Raw genomic sequence first — 19,129 nt, forward strand, 5'->3', positions numbered from 1 at the left:
AATTGCCGTGTCCGAAAAAGCTGTACAGCAAGTTGTCATTATTGGTTCGGGACCCGCGGGACTGACCGCCGCCATTTACGCCGGCCGGGCGAATCTGAAGCCGGTGGTTATCGAAGGACTGCAACCTGGCGGTCAATTGATGATCACCAGCGACGTGGAGAACTACCCCGGTTTCCCGGACGGAATTATGGGCCCGGAACTGATGGAGTTATTCCACAAACAGGCAGAGCGGTTCGGGACCACGTTTATCGATGACATCGTCAGTTCGCTTGATGTCACGAAACGACCGTTCAAGATCAACCTCGATTCCGGCGAATACGTGCTCGCGGAAGCGGTGATCGTCGCTTCCGGTGCATCGGCGAAGTGGCTTGGTCTTGACTCGGAACAGAAGTTGCAGGGCAAGGGCGTCTCCGCCTGCGCGACTTGCGACGGCTTCTTTTTCCGCGACAAGGTCGTGACCGTCATTGGCGGCGGAGATACGGCGATGGAAGAGGCAAATTACCTGACCCGTCACGCGTCAAAGGTCATTTTGATTCACCGCCGTGACGCTTTCCGCGCGTCGAAAATTATGCAGGACCGCGTGCTCAACAATCCGAAAGTCGAGATCTTGTACAACTCGGTCGTCACCGAAGTACTGTCCGATGCGGCGGCGGCCAAAGTAACGGGTTGCAGAGTGAAGAATATTCAATCCGGCAGCCTGTCTGATGTGGCCTGCGACGGTTTTTTTGTCGCCATTGGACACGAACCGAATACGAAGATCGTCCGCGACGTGCTCAAGACTGACGAAGCCGGATACTTGCTCCACCATCCCGACTCGTCCTACACCGATATTCCCGGCTTGTTCGTCGCGGGTGACGTGCACGATCACAAGTACCGGCAGGCGGTGACGGCCGCGGGCGCCGGATGTATGGCGGCAATCGATGCCGAGAAATGGCTGGAGGTACAGGAACACGAACGTAGCCTTGTACTCTGAGGCATAACCTGCGGCGGATCGACCTCGGGCGCAAAACTCCGATAGAACATAGGCTTGCGGGTTTCGCAAGCCTTTGCTATATTCCATTGGGTGCGGTCTGTCCGAGATCGCACCGTAACTTTTCTATGAACAATTGGTTACATGAGTGACTCGGTGAGGGATTTCGATCTGCTGGTGCTGGGGGGAGGCCCCGGAGGCTATGTTGCGGCAATTCGGGCGGCTCAGCTCGGTCTAAAAGCCTGCGTTGCGGATGAGCAGCCACTCGGTGGAATCTGCGTCAACTGGGGCTGTATCCCGTCAAAAGCTTTGCTTAAGACGGCGGAATATGTGCAGGATCTCAAACATCTGGTTCCAGAGCTGGGGATCCATGCTCCGCTGCAAGGCATGGACTGGGCGAAAATCATCAAGCGGTCCCGCGACGTCTCGGCGAAGAATTCGTCGGGAGTCGAGTTCATCGTCAAGAAACTTGGCATTCATCGGCCGCACGGGCGATTCCGATTGACCGGAGAACGAACGGTTGAAGTATTCGAGGCAGGCAATCCGTCAACCGTGATTGACCGGGTCCGCGGAACGCACGTCATCATCGCCACCGGCAGCGCGAATCGCAATCTGCCGAACGTGACGGTTGACCGCGAGCGCGTGATTACGTTCAAGGAGGCGATGTCACTTCCGGCGCAGCCCGCCGAGTTGATCATTATCGGGGCCGGGGCGATTGGAATCGAGTTCGCTTACTTCTACGCGGCATTGGGCACGAAGGTTACCGTGATCGAGATGTTGCCACGCATACTGCCGGTTGAAGACGTTGAGTGCAGTCAAGCGGTCGCCCGGGCGTTCAAGAAGCTGGGGGTCGAAATTCATGTATCGACGCGGGTCCAGTCGATTGTACGCACCGGCGAACGAGTGACCGTGACGACAGCCAATGACGCGGGAACGAAGGAATTTGGCGGCGACGCATGTTTGGTGGCGATCGGGTTTCGCGCGAATCTGGATGACTGGGGATTCGAACAAACCGGCGTCGGATCGGAGCGCGGGTTCATTAAGGTTGACGAGTTCTACCGCACAAATGTCCCCGGGTACTATGCCATCGGCGATGTGATCGGTCCGCCGCAGCTTGCGCACGTGGCCTCACACGAGGGTATGGTGTGCGTCGAAGCCATCGCCGGACAGCAGCCGCACGTGATCGACTACGGAAACATTCCGTCATGTACCTACTGCCAGCCGCAGGTGGCGAGCGTGGGTCTGACCGAAGAGAAATGCAAGGAGCAGGGACTCGCCGTCAAGATCGGCAAGTTTCCGTTCATGGCCTCGGGCAAAGCCAATGCCACGGGACACACCGACGGATTCGTGAAGTTGATTTTCGCCGAGCAGGATGACCGATTGCTCGGCGCACATATCGTCGGTAACGACGCGACGGAGATGATCGCCGAACTCTGCACCGCCCGCGCACTGGGAGCAAGAGCCGCGGACTTGTTCAACACGATTCACGCGCATCCCACGCTGAGCGAGGCGGTCATGGAGGCCGCGGCCGCCGCGTACGGGCACGCCATTCACTACTTGGGCCGGGCGTAAATCCCGCATCCGGGAGGGACTATGAAGAGCATCACCCTTTCGCTACTGTTCGCCGTTCTGATTTCGACCAGCGCGCCGCAGGCGTCCGCTCAGGAGCCGGTGAAGCCGGTGGACATCTCCAAGGCGCAACCGCGCGTCATGGGACTCCATGAGCAGGGCTGGCAAGAAGGCGTCAAAGTCGGCGACAAGCACTCCGGCAAGGTCGGTTGGTTCTTCGCGGGGTTCGGCAATGTTCCGTTGCTGTGGTTGCCCTGGAAAGTGGAACCGCGACATCCCGCCAAGCCGCCGGTTGTGGCGGAGGAAGAGTTTAACAGCGGTTTCAGAAACGGCTATCGCGCGGGCTGGAAGAATTCGCACAAGACGTTTTACATCGCGGGTATGATCGTCTCGTCCGCCGCCGCCGGTGCGATTATCGCCTCACAAGCGGATTAATGCGATCGCGCCTTCCCGTTTGGCTGCTTTCGGGCTTCGCCTTCGTGGTGTTTGCTGCCGGTTGCGGCCCCCGTGAATCCGTGCAGACGACACCCGCCCCTGCGCCCGAGTCCAGGCCGGCGCCGCCGCGGCGGATTCGCGACTCCCAATTCGACGATCGCTTTCTGAACCGGCAGGCATTGCGCGCGGGCGAAGTCCGCGAGCAATTGAACGAATGGAAGCAGAGCGCGAGCCGGCACAAGGCTGAAATCCGGGAACTCGTGCTCAAGCGCAAGGGAGAGCTCCTGTTTATTCAAAAGGACATCCGCAACAACCAATATCTGCTGGCGGGCGAACGGGACTCGCTGTTATCGCCGTTGGACTCCGAAGCGATTGAGTTGGCCGAGGAATTGATCACGCTGAAATAGCAAGTATTCATCAGGAACCGCAATCCGCATCCATGGCAAAGAACATCACCCCGCGCGCGCAGGATTACAATCAGTGGTATGTTGATCTCGTGCGCGAGGCCAAGCTCGCCGACTACGCGCCCGTTAAGGGCTGCATGGTCATCCGCCCCAACGGCTATTCGATCTGGGAGGCCATTCAACAGAATCTCGACCGCATGTTCAAGGAGACCGGGCACGTCAACGCGTATTTCCCGCTCCTGATTCCGCAGTCGTATCTCGAAAAGGAAGCCGAACACGTTGACGGTTTCGCGCTCGAATGCGCCGTCGTGACGCATTCGGGATTGCAGCGCGTCGAGGGCGAATCCGGTTTGCGTCCGAAAGGCAAACTCGACGAAGCGTATGTGATCCGCCCGACATCCGAGACGGTGATCTGGGCGATGTATAAGAACTGGATTCAGAGTTATCGCGATCTGCCGTTGCTCATCAACCAATGGGCGAACGTTTACCGCTGGGAAATGCGGACGCGCCTGTTTCTGCGCACGGCGGAGTTCCTCTGGCAGGAGGGGCACACCGCGCACGCCTCCGCCGACGAGGCCGAAACGGAGACGCTCAAGATGCTCGGCGTCTATCGGACCTTTGCCGAGGACTATATGGCAGTGCCCGTGATTCATGGGCTGAAAAGCGAAGGACAGAAGTTTCCCGGCGCCGTGCGGACGTACTGCATTGAAGCCATGATGCAGGACAAGAAGGCGCTACAGGCGGGCACGTCGCACAATCTTGGACAGAATTTCGCGAAGGCGTTTGACGTGACCTTTCAAAATGTCAGGAACGAACTGGAGTACGTGTACGCGACCTCGTGGGGAGTCTCGACCCGTTTGGTCGGCGCCCTTATCATGTCGCACGCGGACGACGACGGTATGGTGATTCCGCCCAAGCTCGCGCAAGTACCGGTAATTGCAATTCCGATAATCCGCAAGAACGATGACTCCAGCAAGGTGATGAATGAATTGCTGGGGGTCGTAGCCGATCTGCGCAAGGCAGGCGTGGCCGTCAAAGTCGATGATCGCGACAACGTCACCCCCGGTTTCAAGTTCGCGGAGGCCGAACTTTTCGGCTATCCGCTGCGGATCGAACTGGGACCGCGCGATCTCGAAAGCGGGCAGCTCGTCGCCACGAAGCGCAATACGCGCGAGAAGCTCACCCTGCCGCTGGAGCGGGCTGCACAGGAAATCCCCGGTCTGCTCAACACCATTCAAGCGGAACTGCTCGCCGCGGCCCGGAAACGGCTTGCTGAGAATACGAAGGAAGTCAACAGCTACGACGAGTTCAAGGAATACGTGGCAGCGGATGAAGGCTTCGCGCTGTGCCACTGGGCGGGCGGCACCGAGGACGAGAAGCGAGTCCAGGAAGAGACCAAGGCCACCCTGCGCGTGATTCCAATCGATGTTCCGAAGGAACAGGGCAAGTGTATGCTGACCGGAAAGGACTCCCCGCAGCGAGTCGTGTTTTCGAAAGCATACTAAATTCGCCGGGCGGGAACCGAGTCTGCGATCGCCGGGTTACATAGAGTCCGGCTGAGGAGTCCGATTGACGGACATCGGCCCGTCGATCTGAACGGGGTACAAGGCAAACGGGGATGATTCGGATATCATGGTTGAGCAGGTCGAATCCAAGGGACTGGTGCTGGTCAACACCGGTGACGGCAAGGGCAAGACGACTGCCGCGCTCGGCACGGTGTTGCGCGCGGTCGGCTATGGTCACCGCTGCTTGATCGTGCAGTTTATTAAGGGCAGCTGGATGTACGGCGAATTGAAATCGATTCGCCGGCTTGAGCCGGAAGTTGAGTTTCATCGCATGGGCAAGGGCTTCGTCGGCATTATCGATGACAAGCTCCCGCGCGAGGAACACGAACAGGCGGCGCGCGACGCGCTGGCCTTCGCCAAGCAGAAGTTGGCGTCGGGCAGCTATCAACTCGTGTTGCTGGACGAGATCTTCGTCGCCATTTCACTGAGCCTGATTACGACCGAGAGTGTGTTGGACTTGATGGACGCGCGTCCCGTCGCCACGACGCTGATTATGACCGGACGCGGCGCGCCCCAATCGATTATTGACCGCGCCGATACGGTTACCGAGATGCGCGAAATCAAGCACGCGTTTCAGCGCGGAATGCTCGCGCGGCAGGGCGTTGACTACTAAGGGATGCGAACAGACGTTGCTTCATCGAATCAAAGTGCATAGCAGTGGCTCCTGAGAAAGACAATAGCAAGAAGAAACCCGGAATGCCCGGCGGCGGACGTAGATTCAATTTCTCCGTCTGGTACCTGATTGTCGTGCTGCTGGCATTGCTGGTGGCGCAGGCATTTCTTGGCACCCCGCGCTCGATTCCGATCCCCTACTCGCAGTTCAAGCAATACGTGGCCGACGGCCGCATCGTGCGCGCGGTGGTCACGCCCGAGCGCATTTACGGCGACGTCAAGATGGACTCCGCCGGCACCCTCATCCCGAAATCGTTCGAGACCAATCGCGTTGATGACGATGACCTGGTCAAGAGTCTGACCGAACAGGGAGTGCAATTCGAGGGACGTCAGGAGACGGATTGGTGGAAGAATCTGCTGTTCTGGATCTTCCCGTTCGCGCTGATCATTCTGTTCTGGACCTTCATGCTGCGACGGATGGGCGGCGGCGGGGCCGGCGGCGTGATGTCGTTCGGCAAGTCGCGCGCCAAAGTCTATATGGAGAGCGCCACGAAGCTGAGCTTCAAGGATGTCGCAGGAATCGACGAAGCGGTCGAGGAACTCAAAGAGGTTGTCGAGTTCCTGAAGACTCCCGCGAAGTTCCGCGCGCTCGGCGCGAATATCCCCAAGGGTGTGCTGCTGGTCGGTCCTCCGGGAACCGGCAAGACGCTGTTGGCCAAGGCGGTTGCCGGCGAAGCAAAGGTTCCGTTCTTCTCGATCTCAGGTTCGGACTTCGTGGAGATGTTCGTCGGCGTTGGCGCCGCGCGGGTGCGCGATCTGTTCCAGCAGGCGCAAGGCAAGGCGCCCTGCATCGTGTTCATCGACGAGCTGGATGCACTCGGCAAAGCGCGGGGCTCCAATCCATGGGGCGGGCACGACGAGCGCGAGCAGACGTTGAACGCCCTCCTCGTAGAAATGGATGGCTTCGAGTCGAGCAAAGGTGTCATCATCATGGCGGCCACCAATCGGCCCGAGATTCTCGACATGGCACTATTGCGACCGGGTCGATTCGATCGGCAGGTCGTCGTGGATCCGCCCAACATCGATGGCCGCGATGCCATCCTGAAAGTGCATATTCGCGGGAAGAAAGTCTCGTCCGAGGTCAACCTGCGCCTGATTGCCGCACGGACACCCGGTTTTGCCGGCGCTGATCTTGCCAACGCCATCAACGAGGCCGCACTGCTGGCCGCGCGCCGCGGCAAGAAAGAAATCGGCATGCAGGAACTTGAAGAGGCGGTCGATCGCGAAATGACCGGCATCGAGCGCCGCAGTCGAGTCTTGAAACCGAAAGTCAAAGAGAAGATTGCGTACCATGAATGCGGACATGCCATCGTGGGCGCGATGCTCAAACATATGGACCCGATTCATCGGGTGTCAATTATCCCGCGCGGCGTGGCCACGCTCGGTCACACGCTCTATCTGCCGACCGAGGATCAATACCTGATCACCCGCGAGGAGCTTGTGGATCGAATTACGTCCGCGCTCGGCGGGCGCGCGGCGGAGGAAGTCGTCTTCAACGAAATCACGTCGGGCGCGTACAACGACCTGCAACAGGTCACCGGAATGGCGCGGGCGATGGTCATGGACTACGGCATGTCGGAAAAGCTCGGGCAGCTGGTTTACCGCAAGCGCAGTCAGCCGACGCGGGAAATGCCCTACGCGATGAATGAGGACATCTACGGTGAGAAGACCGCCGACGTCATCGACGCCGAGGTCCGCGGCATCGTGGATGAATGCTATATCAAGGCGCGATCGATCCTGCTCGAACACCGCGAATTGCTCGAGCGAATGGCCCAGGCACTGCTTGAAGTTGAAGTCCTCGAAGGAGACAAGCTCCGCGAGTTCCTCGGCGCCGACGCAACGACTGATTTCACCGCGCTCGCGAATGAGTCCCTGTCCAACGGCAAACCTCCCGAGGGTTCCCAAGTCGCGCCGCCGCCCACGGAGGTTTCGGACCCCGAGCCGCCGCCCCACGTCGATAAGCGTGCCTGATACTCGCGCCCGGCGCTCTGCAACCGGGCGCACGGGTAACCGCAATTCGCATCACACATCATCTCAGAACCACTCCTAACTGCATGTTCTCTAAGCAGGTTTCACATAGTCGGTACCCGGCACGGAGGTTGCACGCCTCCCACGTCATCAAACCTGGAGGTCTGATGAAGCCGGGTCTCTTCGCGGCACTCACGCTATGCCTGACCCTGACGGCCTTCGCCCAACCGAGCAAGCCGTCAGCGATCAATTTCAATCTGGTTCAGGTGAATAACTATGCCGGTCAGGAGCAGGTTGTGCATCAGGTTGCCACTCCCGGTCAGCGCGTTATTATCGATCCCAATAATCCCAATGCGGCCGGGGCATTCGCGCATTTCGCCGCGCCGAAAGCGACGACCGCTCAGCTTGCTCCGTTCTATCGTGTTTCCGTTTCCGGCGAAACCTGTTCGCTCGCGCTACCATGGGAATCCAGTGCGGTCGTGGTCTCGCCGAGCGGTCAGGATTCGTTTCTGGTTCGCACGTCGCGGACCGGCTGCCCCGGTACGGAAGTGAGACCGTCGGTCTCGGTTGCGTTCGCTACGGGCCGAGGTTGGAGCGATCCGCCGATCCGGTTTGGACCGCTCTCAGAGAGCACGATCTGTGCGTTGGGACGAGGACAACAACTGGAAGTCTGTGTGAAGGGCGACGCACCGCCGAAAGTGCGCGTGTTAAGCAGCCGCTAAGCGGCAAGTCAATCTGCTAAGCAAGGCGGGCGGCCCATGAGGGTCGCCCGCCTTGCGTTGCCATGTTCTGCGACTTCGCTATTTCATACCGATCAGCACGCTCCCCAGTACGATCAGTACGGCACCGGCGAGATTCCGGTACAAGTCCGGGCCGATCGGTAGCTCGCGAAACAGCAAGATACCCAAGACAAACGCCACCAGCGTATTCGTGTTGTAGATCGGCACCAGCTGACTGACGTTCGTCGTCGGTACCGAGATCGCGCGCATAATCATGAGTGTGGCGACTCCGTTCAACAGGCCGACGGGGATGCCCCAACCCAGCCCGGCCAACGTCGATTCCCCCGCGCTGGACTGCCACATCCGCGCGCCGATGATTCCGCAAATCGACCAGCCGAGGCCCATGCCGATCAACGCCCAGGACGGCGACGCATGCAGATATTTCTCCGAGAGAACGAACTTAAAGCTCGCCGCGCACACGCCGTAGAGCAGCGAGGCAATGATCCCCGTCAGAAACCAATTCATCGGCTATTTCAGTGCGACCCGGCGCGTGTCCACGCGCGCGCCTTGACCAACGGCCCACTTCGCGCCGTCAAGCGTAAACCACTCATTCAACCCTTGCACCGGCGAATAGGGGCGGGCGATGTAAAACGACGTACTCGGCGTGCCGCTGGTGCCGATCAAGTACAACCGTTCGCCGCGCGGTCCCCCCTTGCACATGTCGACAATCAACCCGACGCTGCTGCTGCCATCGTTCCGCAGCGCCACCAGGATGTCGCCGACGGCCAGCGAATCATCAACGATGATCGTGCTCTCGCGGCGCAATGCCAACGCGCCCATCGCTTCCGCTACAAACGACAAGAAGCGGGTGTAATTCCCGTAGCTGCCGTCCGGGGTTGTCACCTGCACGAAGATGAACCGACCGCCTGACTTGCGCGGCCGCAATCCGTCTCGCCAATCCTTCCACGTCGCGATCTGTCCATTGTCAAGCGGAAACGAAATCGCCCCGGCCCCGCGCCGCTCCCAAAGGTGATTTCCCCACAATCTCGTGATCCCATCCACTCCGACGTCGATCTGGTTGTCGAACGGTGTTAGCCGCGTGGCCGCGACCTTCTCGTCTGCACAAAGCTGCAGCTGGCCGTCTCCGCTCATAATGACAGTATCCGGTACCAGTTCCAGCTGTCTTAGCGAAGCGGCGAACGACCCCGCCTTCACCGCGATTCGCGAGTAACCCGCAGGCGGCTTGACGAAGCTCTCGACCGTCACGGTGCCCGCCGCGAATGCACCGGCGGCGATGAGCAGCGAAGGCAGCAATAGCAAGATTCGCAGGTACATGTACGTCCCTTAGAAGAAAAGAAACCGAACGCCAATTACGGCCAACAGTATCATCAAGATGGCTCGAAACACCTGCAATCGCATCCGGTTGACCAGCTTCTTGCCGAAATAAGAACCGGCGATGGACAGGACGCTGAGCGGGAGCAGCAATGCCAGATCACTCCCGCCAATCACGCGGGCCGGAGCCCAGACCGAAAGCTTGAACAAGTGCGAAAGCGCGGAACCGACAGCCTCCGTCCCGAGGAAGCCTTCCTTGACGAGTCCATAGCGCAAGAAATATGGCGTAACAATCGGGCCTTGCCCGCCGACGACTCCGGAGACGAGGCCCGCGGGCAAACCGATCCACGAGATCGAACGAAGTGACGCAGATTTGGGCCAATTCGCACGCGTGAAGCTCAACGCGACGTAGCTGATCAGATAGACTCCCAGGGCCTTCTTGATCCAGAACGATGGCAGGATCGTAAACAACAATGCCCCGAGAATCGCACCGGGAACTACGCCAAGCAAGAAGTGCCGGACCACCTGCCAGTCAATCGCTTCGCGACTGAAATAGGCGCGCGATACGTTGGACGCCAGCAAGAGCACCGACAGATATGGCACCGCCAATTTCACTCCGACGACCGCGGTGAGTATCGGGAGAAACAACATCCCGCCGCCAACGCCGGCGATGCCGGAGACTGTGGATGTGACGAGCGCGCCAACGGCCAGCGCCGTGTACTCGACCCCGGTCACGTCGTCGGCGCAAACCCGCTATGCATGGCGAAGGTGAACACGTGGTCAGAGATCCTCGATCTTGCCTTGCTGATTCAGAGCGGGACGTCCCGACTCGATCAGCCGGCGCAGCTCCAACATCAGATTCGCCCAGCCCAACGCTTCGCCGCTCGCAAAGTGATCGACACCGTCAAGAAACCCGGACTGCTTCATCTCAACTCGCACCTGCCGGCCTTCAGGTTCGATCGTCCACTTGACGAGGCCCGTGTGGACACCGCCCTCGTGCGTCACGGGCCAGTCGTAGGCAAGCTCATAGGGCGGTTCAAATGCCAACACTTTCGAGGGACCCGAGCCCTCGCCCCAGCCAAAGTCGATCCTGCCGTTTTCCCGCGGCTCGAAGAGCTTCACCGGATTGAAATACTTCGCCAGCAACTCCGGTTTGTGCAAGTGATCGAAAACCTGGTCGGGCGAGCCGGTCGTGTAGATCACATGCCGGATATTTCCCGTCCACGGCCGTGAAAAGTCAAAGTGCAGGCCGGGCTCGTGCCATTCGTGCTCGCAGACGTTCGTCAAGATGTTGAGATAGTATGCCCAGATATCGCTCAGGCAATAGGGATTCAGACTCCCAAGCGAATCGAACGTGAAACTGAAGTCCAACGACGTTGACTTGCCCGCCGGGGCGAGTTCAAACCGCGCGACGCCGTCGGTCACGCTGCCGTCCGCGTGGCGCAGCGGAAACTCAAATCCGAACTGCCGCTCTGAATCAAAAGCGGTGATCTTCGTCGCAAACTCCTCGCCGGCGCGCCAACCGTACACAAAATTGCCCTTGAACTTAAACGTTCCCCCGACTCGCGGCTCCACGGCTCCCGTTTCCGAAAACCAGTGAGCAAGCCCCTTCTGGGTGGTCAACTCCTCCCAGACGCGCGCGGCTGAAGCGTAAATCTCGGTCGAAAGCGTGAACTGCTTGGGCATGATCGCTCCGCGGTTTGCTGCAAGGGGGTTGAGAAACTCTCGAGGTAGGCGAACCGCCGACTATCCGCCGCCGGCGCCGACGCCGCCCAGCGGCTGCTGATCCGGATCGGTCAACTTCATCGGCTCCAGAATCTCGCGGAGCTGGTCCTCGGTCAACAACTTGTGCTCGCGGATGAGCTCGACGATCGACACGTTCTTCTTGACCGACTCCTTGGCAAGCTCCGCTGCCTTCGCGTAGCCGATGTGCATATTCATGATGGTGGCCATACCCACCGACGTGTGGAAGTAGTATTCACAGCGAGCGGCATCCGCGGTAATCCCCTTCACGCACTTCTCCGTGAAGGCCTGCAGCGAGGTCGAGCAGATATGCAGGGCCTGTTGCAAATTGTAGTTGACCACCGGCATCATTACGTTCAGATCGAGCTGTCCTGCCTGCGCGCAATAGGCCACTGTGCTGTCGAATCCCACGACCTGATAACAAACTTGGTTCATCATCTCTGCCATCGACGGATTCACTTTGCCGGGCATGATCGAGGAACCCGGCTGCACGGGCGGCAGCGCGATTTCCGCCAGACCCGTGCGCGGACCACTCGAGAGCAGACGCAGGTCGGACACAATCTTGCACAATTCCAGCGCGAGCAGACGGAGTGCGCTCGAGTAGTGCAGAAAGTCGCCGAGACTTTGCGTGACCTCAAATAGATTCTCCGCCGGATGAAACTTGAGGCCCGCGACCCGGCTGATCTCCGCGGCTACCAGGCCGCGATATTTCGGATGGGCGTTCATGCCCGTGCCCGCCGCCGTGCCGCCCAGATTGAGTTGACGCAGTCCAAGCTCCGCTTCGCCGAGCCGCAGCCGGCAGCGCCTGAGTATCGAAGCGTAACCGCCGAACTCCTGACCCAGCCGCACGGGCACCGCGTCCTGCAAATGCGTCCGCCCGGACTTGATGATGCCGTCGAACTCCTTTGCCTTCGCTTCGAAGGCAGCGATCAGCCCGTCCAGCGCATGAATCAGGTCAGGGTGCTTCAGCGACAAGCCGATCCGCATCGCCGCCGGATAGGTGTCATTCGTCGATTGCGCCATGTTGACATGGTCGTTCGGATTCACCTTCGAATAGTCGCCGCGAGTGCCGCCCAGCAATTCGACCGCGCGATTCGCAAGCACCTCATTCATGTTCATGTTAGTCGAGGTGCCCGCGCCCGCCTGATAAACGTCAACGACGATCTGATCGGCGAACCTCCCGGCCAGCAGCTCATCGGCGGCGCGGACAATCGCATCGGCACGCTCGGCGGAGAGGATTCCCAATTCGCGGTGTACGACCGCCGCCGATCGCTTGATGGTAACATACGCTCGAACAAAAACGGGATGCGGACGAATCCCGGAGATCGGAAAATTCGCCACCGCGCGAGCCGTCTGCACGCCATAGTAGGCATCGGCCGGAACGCGCAACTCGCCCAGCGAGTCCTTTTCGGTACGGAAATCGGTGTTGGACATAGCAGATTGGAAGAAGGTAGGGGGGAAGAAAGAAAGCTCGAATGCGCGTGACCGGCACGCGGTTCGATGCGAAACTATTCGCTCGCCACGTCCGACGGCAGCGCGAGATTGTCCCGCGAGCCGCCGGTCAATTCGAACATCCGACGGATGGCGCGCTCCGCCCCGGAGCGGACGCGCTCGTCCAGCGAAATCTCATATTGATTCCGCAATAGCGATTGCTCGACATCGTCGAGGGAGATCGCCTTCATGAAACGGCAGATCTTGCACGCACGGAAGAAGTGCTTCTCCGGCACCTGCATTTGCAGCATGTCGGAAAGCCCGCACTCGGTCACCGCCAGGAAATCATGGGCCTGACTGTCCCGCGCGTATTCGACCATCCCGGACGTGGACAACGCCGCATCCGCCAGCGCAACCACGTCGTCGCGGCACTCGGGATGCACGAGGATCTTGATTCCCGGAACCTGTCGGCGCATATTCAGGACCACATCCGGCGTAATCTGATGATGCACATAGCAGAAGCCATCCCAGGCAATTATTGTCTTGTCAGTTACGTGCAACGCCACGTGCCGGGCAAGATTCTGGTCAGGAATGAACAAGATATGCCGCGACGTCAGCGCGCGCACGACGGAGATGGCATTGGATGACGTGCAACAGACGTCGGAAAGCGCTTTGACGTCCGCCGTGGTGTTTACGTAAGTGACCACGGCGAGATCGGGATGCACCTTCCGCAATTCCGCGATACGGTCCGCCACCGCGGCAGCGGAGGCCGTATCCGCGAGCGAGCAGCCCGCCGCGAGATTGGGCAGCAACACCGTCTTGGCCGGATTCACAACCTTGGCGGTCTCCGCCATGAAGTGCACGCCGCAAAAAACAATCGTCCGCGCCGCTTTCACCGCGGCGGCTTGCAACGACAGCCCCAGCGAATCGCCGGTGAAATCGGCGACTTCGAAGATCTCCGGCCGCTGGTAGTTGTGCGCGAGCAATACCGCGTTGCGCTCGCGCTTCAGCGCGCGTATCCGCTCAAGTTGAGCCTCGATTCCGGCCACCCGGCGCGCATCATAATAGTCGGGATCGACGCGCTGAAGCTTGTCGAGCAACGGTAGCTCAGTCATGGCCTTGTCCCGATTGCGCGGCGCGCGCGGCGAGATAGCGACGCAGATTGCCGCCCGTTAACCGCAGGATTCCCGCACGGTCAATTCCCGCCTCATGCATGGTCAGGATCGCTTGCTTCGCCGTGGATTCCCGTGCGGACGGCCTAATCCCGGCGAAACTGAGATGTACCTGACGCGCCTGAAATGGCGCGATCGCTTCCAATTGTGCCGCTGTCGGAACTGCACTCAGTTCGAGAAAGACAAAAGCGTCGCTCCTCAGCACACCGTCGCGGACGTCGCCCGGCGCGTCCGCGACCTCGGAAAAGGCGGCCACGATCATCCCCTGCTTGCCCCACTTTTCCACACGCGCGGGGGTCGCAAAATCAAACGGGATCAGCGACGTGATCCCCGCCGCGCGTGCGGCTTCCATCCCGTCCGGCAGTTCGATGGAAGCGTTGCGCGAAGACGACGGCGCGAGCTGGACCACGGACAGGCCCTGCTCAATCAACGCCTTCACTTCGGAAGGTTTACGGCCTGTTAATCCCGACTCCGCGATGGAAACGAACGCGCCGGGCTTGTGACGCGAACTCGCGGCGACCGCCTCGGCCAACCCGTCCGCCACCACGTGCCGCTCTTCAGCGCCGTGTTCAAACTCATAGGTCCGCCTGAGCAATTCCGCTGTCGCGACCGCAGACTCGGAAGGCAGCCAGGCCGCCGCGGTCTCGATGAACTCCGGCACACTACCATGCTGATCGATCGAAAACCCTTTGAAATCGACAACCTGAGTGAGCCGCGCACAAATCGCGAGCGAATCCGAGTGAAAGGCCAATGGCTGCGACGTGTCGCCAATAAATCGCATCAGATCCACCGCGCGATCACCAACGGCCTGCAGACACCCGGCCGATATCCACTCCGGGTCGTCGGTGTAACGGTGATAAAACGGGTGGCGACCGTCCGACCAAAAACTGATCGCGGGCGCGCCGCCTTTCAGGAAACTTGCATAGTCGCTCGATCCGTCGCCGTCCGTGCGATGAAGTTTCAAGGAGTCCATGTCGCTCGAGTCCAGCGACGCCACGTAGTCCCGCCAGGACTTGCCAAGCAGCTCGCCGCCGGCCATCCCCACCGTGCCGTCGCCCTGGCCTTCCATATCAAAATTCAGCATGCAGGCGACATTGCCGAACGGAATCGTAGGATTCGCCGCGAAGTATTCTGAGCCCAGCAATCCAGCTTCTTCGCCCGTGAACAGCAGCACAAGTACACTGCGTTTCAGCGGCTGTTCCGCGAAGACCCGCGCGAGTTCGCACACAACGGCCGAACCGGAGGCGTTGTCATCCGCGCCGTTGTAGTTCACGCCGCGAGCGTTTGCGCCGATGTGGTCGAGATGCGCGCCGATCACGATCAGCTCATTCTTCAATACCGGATCCGTGCCGTACACAATGCCGACCACATTGCGCCCCTCCGCGCGCGGCAATTTGCGCGTCTGTGTGCGGATCCAGACGTCGTGGCCGGTCGCTATCGGCAGCGGTCCCCGCTTCAACTTCTCCAGATACATGTTGAAGTTGTAGGGACTGCCGTCGAGCAGCAGGCGCACCATACGATCACTGACATACATCAGCGGAAATTGAGGATCGTACTCACTGGCCGGGATCGCCGCACCATTCACCAGCGAACCTTCCGCGTACCACATCACCGCGGCCGCTCCATGCTGCTTCGCCCACTCGAGAGTGTGACGACGCGGGAAGTCCTCTTCAAAGTCCCACGGGGAATCCGGCTTGCCGCGGACAATCAACACCACCGCGCCACGGCAGTCCAGATCGCCGTAGTCATCGCGATCCTTATCCGGACGGACATAGCCGTAGCCCGCGATCACCACCGGCGCAATGAACCCCCCCGAACCGCTGTGCGTCACGACGGTGAAGTCCGCGCCGAGCTGGCACGGAATCTTGCCCAATTCATGATTCATGATCGTGAGTTCGGCATCCTGCTCTTCGGTCACGAGCATCGGCACCGGCTGGAAGTATCCGCCAACGCCCGCCGGCTGCACACCGTAACTCTTGAGCAACTCAGCCACGACCTGCTCGGCCCGCTGTCCCCCCGGAAAGCCCGGTCGCCGGCCCTGAAACTCGTCCGACGCGATCGTCCGCACCGTTTCGAGCGCACGTTGTCCGTCGAATCCCAGCGCGGTTGCCACAAGCAGAAGAAGCAGCGAGAGGCGGTAGATCATGCGCCGACCTTGCTGACTTTGGTCGGGTTCTTCAAGGGTTCCCCCCCGGCTTCGGCGGAGCCGGTTCGACCGTTGGTGTTCTTCTCGCCGGAAATGAGTCGCTTCAGATATCGCCCCGTATGGCTCTCCTTGACCCGCGCAATCGCCTCCGGCGTGCCGCAGCCGATGATGAGGCCGCCGCCGTTCCCGCCTTCCGGTCCCAGATCAATGATGTGATCCGCGGTCTTGATCACGTCAAGATTGTGTTCGATCACGATCACCGTATTGCCGCGCTCCACCAGCGTATGCAGGACCTTCAACAGCAACTTGATATCCGCGAAATGCAACCCGGTCGTCGGCTCGTCCAGGATATAGAGCGTCTGACCGGTGGACACGCGCGAAAGCTCCGTCGCCAGCTTTACTCGCTGCGCCTCGCCCCCGGAAAGAGTCGTCGCCTGCTGCCCGAGATGAATGTAACCCAGACCGACTTCCTCCAAGGTCGCCAGCTTGCGCGCCAGACCGGGGATGGCATCAAAGAACTCGACCGCTTCTGAGACCGTCATGTTGAGTACGTCGGCAATCGAGCGGCCCTTGAACCGAACTTCGAGCGTCTCCTTGTTGTAGCGTTTGCCGCCGCAGACCTCGCACGGAACATACACGTCCGGAAGGAAGTGCATCTCGATCTTGATGATGCCATCGCCTTCGCAATTCTCGCAGCGTCCGCCTTTCACGTTGAAGGAGAAGCGACCCGGCTTGTAACCGCGCATCTTCGCCTCGGGAAGCTGCGCGAAAATATCGCGAATCCCCGTGAAGAGACCCGTATAGGTCGCCGGATTCGAACGCGGCGTGCGACCGATGGGTGACTGATCGATATCGATCACCTTGTCGATGAACTGCGTGCCGTTGATGCCATCGTGCGCCAGCGGCGGCTCTTTTGCACCGAAGAACTTTTGGGCCAGCGCGCGATACAACGTCTCGTTCACGAGCGTGGACTTGCCCGAGCCGCTTACGCCGGTGACGGCCGTGAATGTACCGAGCGGAAAATCCACCGTCAACTGCTTCAAGTTATTTCCGCGCGCCCGCTTCAGTGTCAGGCTCTTGCCCGTCCCCGGCCGTCGCTTGCGCGGAATGGCAATCGTCTCGGCGCCCGCGAGGTAGCGCCCCGTCACGGACTTCACTTCACGAGCGATCTGCTGCGGCGTGCCGACCGCCACGACTTCGCCGCCGTGCCGGCCCGCACCGGGACCAAGATCCACGACATAGTCCGCCTGCTCGATCGTATCCCGATCATGTTCCACGACAACCACCGTATTGCCAATGTCGCGCAACTGAGTCAGGGTCGCGATCAGGCGATCATTGTCCCGCTGGTGCAAGCCGATGGACGGCTCATCCAGGATATACAGCACCCCGGTCAACTGCGAGCCAATCTGCGTCGCCAGCCGAATTCGCTGCGCTTCGCCGCCGGAGAGCGATCCCGCCGCGCGGCTTAACGTCAAGTAATCCAGTCCAACATTCAGCAGAAACGTCAGCCGCGCGCGAACCTCTTTCAGAATCTGGTGTGCAATCAGTTGATCCCGTGCATTGAGCTGCAAATCCCGGAAGAACTCGAAGGCCGCGTTGATCGAAAGGTCACAAGCTTGCGAGATGCTCAGATTTTCAATCAGCACCGCCCGCGCTTCCGGTTTCAACCGCGCGCCTTTGCATTCGGGGCACGGGATATTGCCCATGAACTCCTCAATCCACTCGCGAATATGCTGCGACGTTGTCTGGCGATAGCGCCGCATCAGATTCGGAATCACGCCCTCCCACGCCGTCTTCGATTCAAACCGAATCTTCTCGGACTGATAGACCACATTCACCTTGCGCGTGCCCGAGCCCTGCAGCACAATTTGCTTGTGCTCAGCTTTGAGTTTCTTCCACGGCGTGTCCAGGTTGATCTTGTAACTGGTCGCGATTGCTTCCAGGGTCCCCCAGGTCCAGCCATCGAAGTTGCCGCCCATACTGCTGATCGCCCCCTCGTTGATCGACAGCTCGGGATTCGGAATGATCCGGTCGGGATCGATCTCGAGTTTGAAACCCAAGCCGGTGCAAGCAGGGCAGGCGCCGAACGGGCTGTTGAAGGAAAACAGCCGCGGCTCCACCTCGCTGATGGAAATGCCGCAGTCCGTGCAGGCAAACCGCTCGCTGAAGATCCGTTCCTTCGATCCGTCGAGGACCACGGTCAGCATTCCGCTGGAAAGTCGCAGGGCCGTCTCGACCGAATCGGTGAGCCGCGAGCGCAGCCCCTCCTTGATGACCAACCGATCCACAACGACTTCAATCGTGTGCCGTCGCTTCTTGTCGATCGAAATCTCGTCATCGAGCGACTTCACGACGCCGTCAATGCGCACGCGCACAAAACCGTCCTTGCGCACGTTCTCAAGCAAGTCCTTGTACTCGCCCTTGCGGCCCAGCACGATCGGCGCCATCAGTTCGAGCTTCGTCCCGGCCGGCAGGTTCAGCATCGTATCGACGATTTCCTGCGCCGATTGCCGCTGAATCGGCTTGCCGCAGGTCGGACAATGCGGCTTGCCGATCCGGGCATACAGCAGCCGCAGATAGTCGTAGATCTCCGTGACCGTGGACACCGTCGAACGCGGATTGCGGATGCCCGCCTTCTGCTGAATCGAGATCGCCGGGGACAGCCCCTCGATCGAGTCCACGTCCGGCTTTTCCATCAATCCAAGGAACTGCCGAGCATACGCCGAGAGGGATTCGACGTACCGCCGCTGCCCCTCCGCATAAAGGGTATCAAACGCCAAAGAGGACTTTCCCGAGCCGGAGAGTCCTGTGATGACGATCAAGTTGTTTCGCGGTAGCACCACATCAATGTTCTTGAGGTTGTGCTCGCGGGCGCCCGTTATCTTTATGTGCGGTAGTTCCATGGACTTCCGTATGGTGCGAAAAGAACAAATGTACAGAGAAAAGCTCAAACTTGCAAGCCTCTCCGACCCACCAATCCTCTTGTCAGGCAAGCCTTGCCCC

General features: G+C 60.0%; 16 protein-coding genes. 8 read left to right on the top strand and 8 right to left on the bottom strand.

Going from position 1 to position 19,129, the window contains the following annotated elements; genetic code table 11:
• The first annotated feature begins 1 nt into the window (after position 1).
• The 8 genes from trxB (at position 2) to HZB60_00750 (ending at position 8,305) form a co-directional block, all read left to right on the top strand.
• Positions 2 to 973 carry a thioredoxin-disulfide reductase gene (trxB, locus tag HZB60_00715; protein ID MBI5058282.1) on the top strand — a complete coding sequence of 324 codons (972 nt, stop codon included), beginning with the start codon at positions 2 to 4 and terminating at the stop codon, positions 971 to 973.
• A gap of 141 nt (positions 974 to 1,114) precedes the next feature.
• Positions 1,115 to 2,542, top strand: a complete 1,428-nt coding sequence (lpdA, locus tag HZB60_00720) for a dihydrolipoyl dehydrogenase (GenBank protein ID MBI5058283.1) — start codon at positions 1,115 to 1,117, stop codon at positions 2,540 to 2,542.
• A gap of 21 nt (positions 2,543 to 2,563) precedes the next feature.
• Entirely contained in the window at positions 2,564 to 2,974 is a 411-nt protein-coding gene (locus HZB60_00725; GenBank protein MBI5058284.1) for a hypothetical protein, read from the top strand.
• Positions 2,974 to 3,381 (top strand): hypothetical protein, encoded by a 408-nt coding sequence (locus HZB60_00730; protein MBI5058285.1) that lies wholly within the window; start codon positions 2,974 to 2,976, stop codon positions 3,379 to 3,381. The genes HZB60_00725 and HZB60_00730 overlap by 1 nt, the downstream gene beginning before the upstream one ends.
• A gap of 32 nt (positions 3,382 to 3,413) precedes the next feature.
• Positions 3,414 to 4,883 (top strand): proline--tRNA ligase, encoded by a 1,470-nt coding sequence (locus HZB60_00735; protein MBI5058286.1) that lies wholly within the window; start codon positions 3,414 to 3,416, stop codon positions 4,881 to 4,883.
• Positions 4,884 to 5,010: 127 nt separating this feature from the next.
• Positions 5,011 to 5,556, top strand: a complete 546-nt coding sequence (gene cobO / locus HZB60_00740; GenBank protein ID MBI5058287.1) for a cob(I)yrinic acid a,c-diamide adenosyltransferase — start codon at positions 5,011 to 5,013, stop codon at positions 5,554 to 5,556.
• Positions 5,557 to 5,639: 83 nt separating this feature from the next.
• Positions 5,640 to 7,586: an ATP-dependent metallopeptidase FtsH/Yme1/Tma family protein gene (locus HZB60_00745; protein ID MBI5058288.1), complete on the top strand. Its 1,947-nt coding sequence runs from the start codon at positions 5,640 to 5,642 to the stop codon at positions 7,584 to 7,586.
• 164 nt (positions 7,587 to 7,750) lie between these two features.
• A complete protein-coding gene (locus HZB60_00750; GenBank protein ID MBI5058289.1) occupies positions 7,751 to 8,305 on the top strand; it encodes a hypothetical protein in 555 nt (184 codons plus the stop codon).
• A 78-nt stretch (positions 8,306 to 8,383) separates the two neighbouring features.
• On the opposite strand, the gene HZB60_00755 is transcribed toward HZB60_00750, so the two are convergent.
• From HZB60_00755 to uvrA, 8 genes are all read right to left on the bottom strand, one after another.
• On the bottom strand, positions 8,384 to 8,827 hold the full coding sequence (locus tag HZB60_00755; GenBank protein ID MBI5058290.1) for a hypothetical protein: 444 nt from the start codon (positions 8,825 to 8,827) through the stop codon (positions 8,384 to 8,386).
• A 3-nt stretch (positions 8,828 to 8,830) separates the two neighbouring features.
• On the bottom strand, positions 8,831 to 9,637 hold the full coding sequence (locus tag HZB60_00760; GenBank protein ID MBI5058291.1) for a hypothetical protein: 807 nt from the start codon (positions 9,635 to 9,637) through the stop codon (positions 8,831 to 8,833).
• Positions 9,638 to 9,646: 9 nt separating this feature from the next.
• Complete coding sequence (locus HZB60_00765; protein ID MBI5058292.1) at positions 9,647 to 10,369, bottom strand: sulfite exporter TauE/SafE family protein; 723 nt, start codon at positions 10,367 to 10,369, stop codon at positions 9,647 to 9,649.
• 45 nt (positions 10,370 to 10,414) lie between these two features.
• Positions 10,415 to 11,320, bottom strand: coding sequence for an SRPBCC domain-containing protein (locus HZB60_00770; protein MBI5058293.1), 906 nt, complete (start codon positions 11,318 to 11,320; stop codon positions 10,415 to 10,417).
• A 60-nt stretch (positions 11,321 to 11,380) separates the two neighbouring features.
• Positions 11,381 to 12,811, bottom strand: coding sequence for an aspartate ammonia-lyase (locus HZB60_00775; GenBank protein MBI5058294.1), 1,431 nt, complete (start codon positions 12,809 to 12,811; stop codon positions 11,381 to 11,383).
• 74 nt (positions 12,812 to 12,885) lie between these two features.
• Positions 12,886 to 13,923 carry a quinolinate synthase NadA gene (nadA, locus tag HZB60_00780; GenBank protein MBI5058295.1) on the bottom strand — a complete coding sequence of 346 codons (1,038 nt, stop codon included), beginning with the start codon at positions 13,921 to 13,923 and terminating at the stop codon, positions 12,886 to 12,888.
• Complete coding sequence (locus tag HZB60_00785) at positions 13,916 to 16,126, bottom strand: M28 family peptidase (GenBank protein MBI5058296.1); 2,211 nt, start codon at positions 16,124 to 16,126, stop codon at positions 13,916 to 13,918. The genes nadA and HZB60_00785 overlap by 8 nt, the downstream gene beginning before the upstream one ends.
• A complete protein-coding gene (gene uvrA, locus HZB60_00790; GenBank protein ID MBI5058297.1) occupies positions 16,123 to 19,029 on the bottom strand; it encodes an excinuclease ABC subunit UvrA in 2,907 nt (968 codons plus the stop codon). Before uvrA ends, HZB60_00785 begins: the two co-directional genes overlap by 4 nt.
• Between the last annotated feature and the right edge of the window lie 100 nt (positions 19,030 to 19,129).

The sequence above is a fragment of the candidate division KSB1 bacterium genome (assembly GCA_016214895.1).
GTDB lineage: Bacteria > Electryoneota > RPQS01 > RPQS01 > RPQS01 > JACRMR01.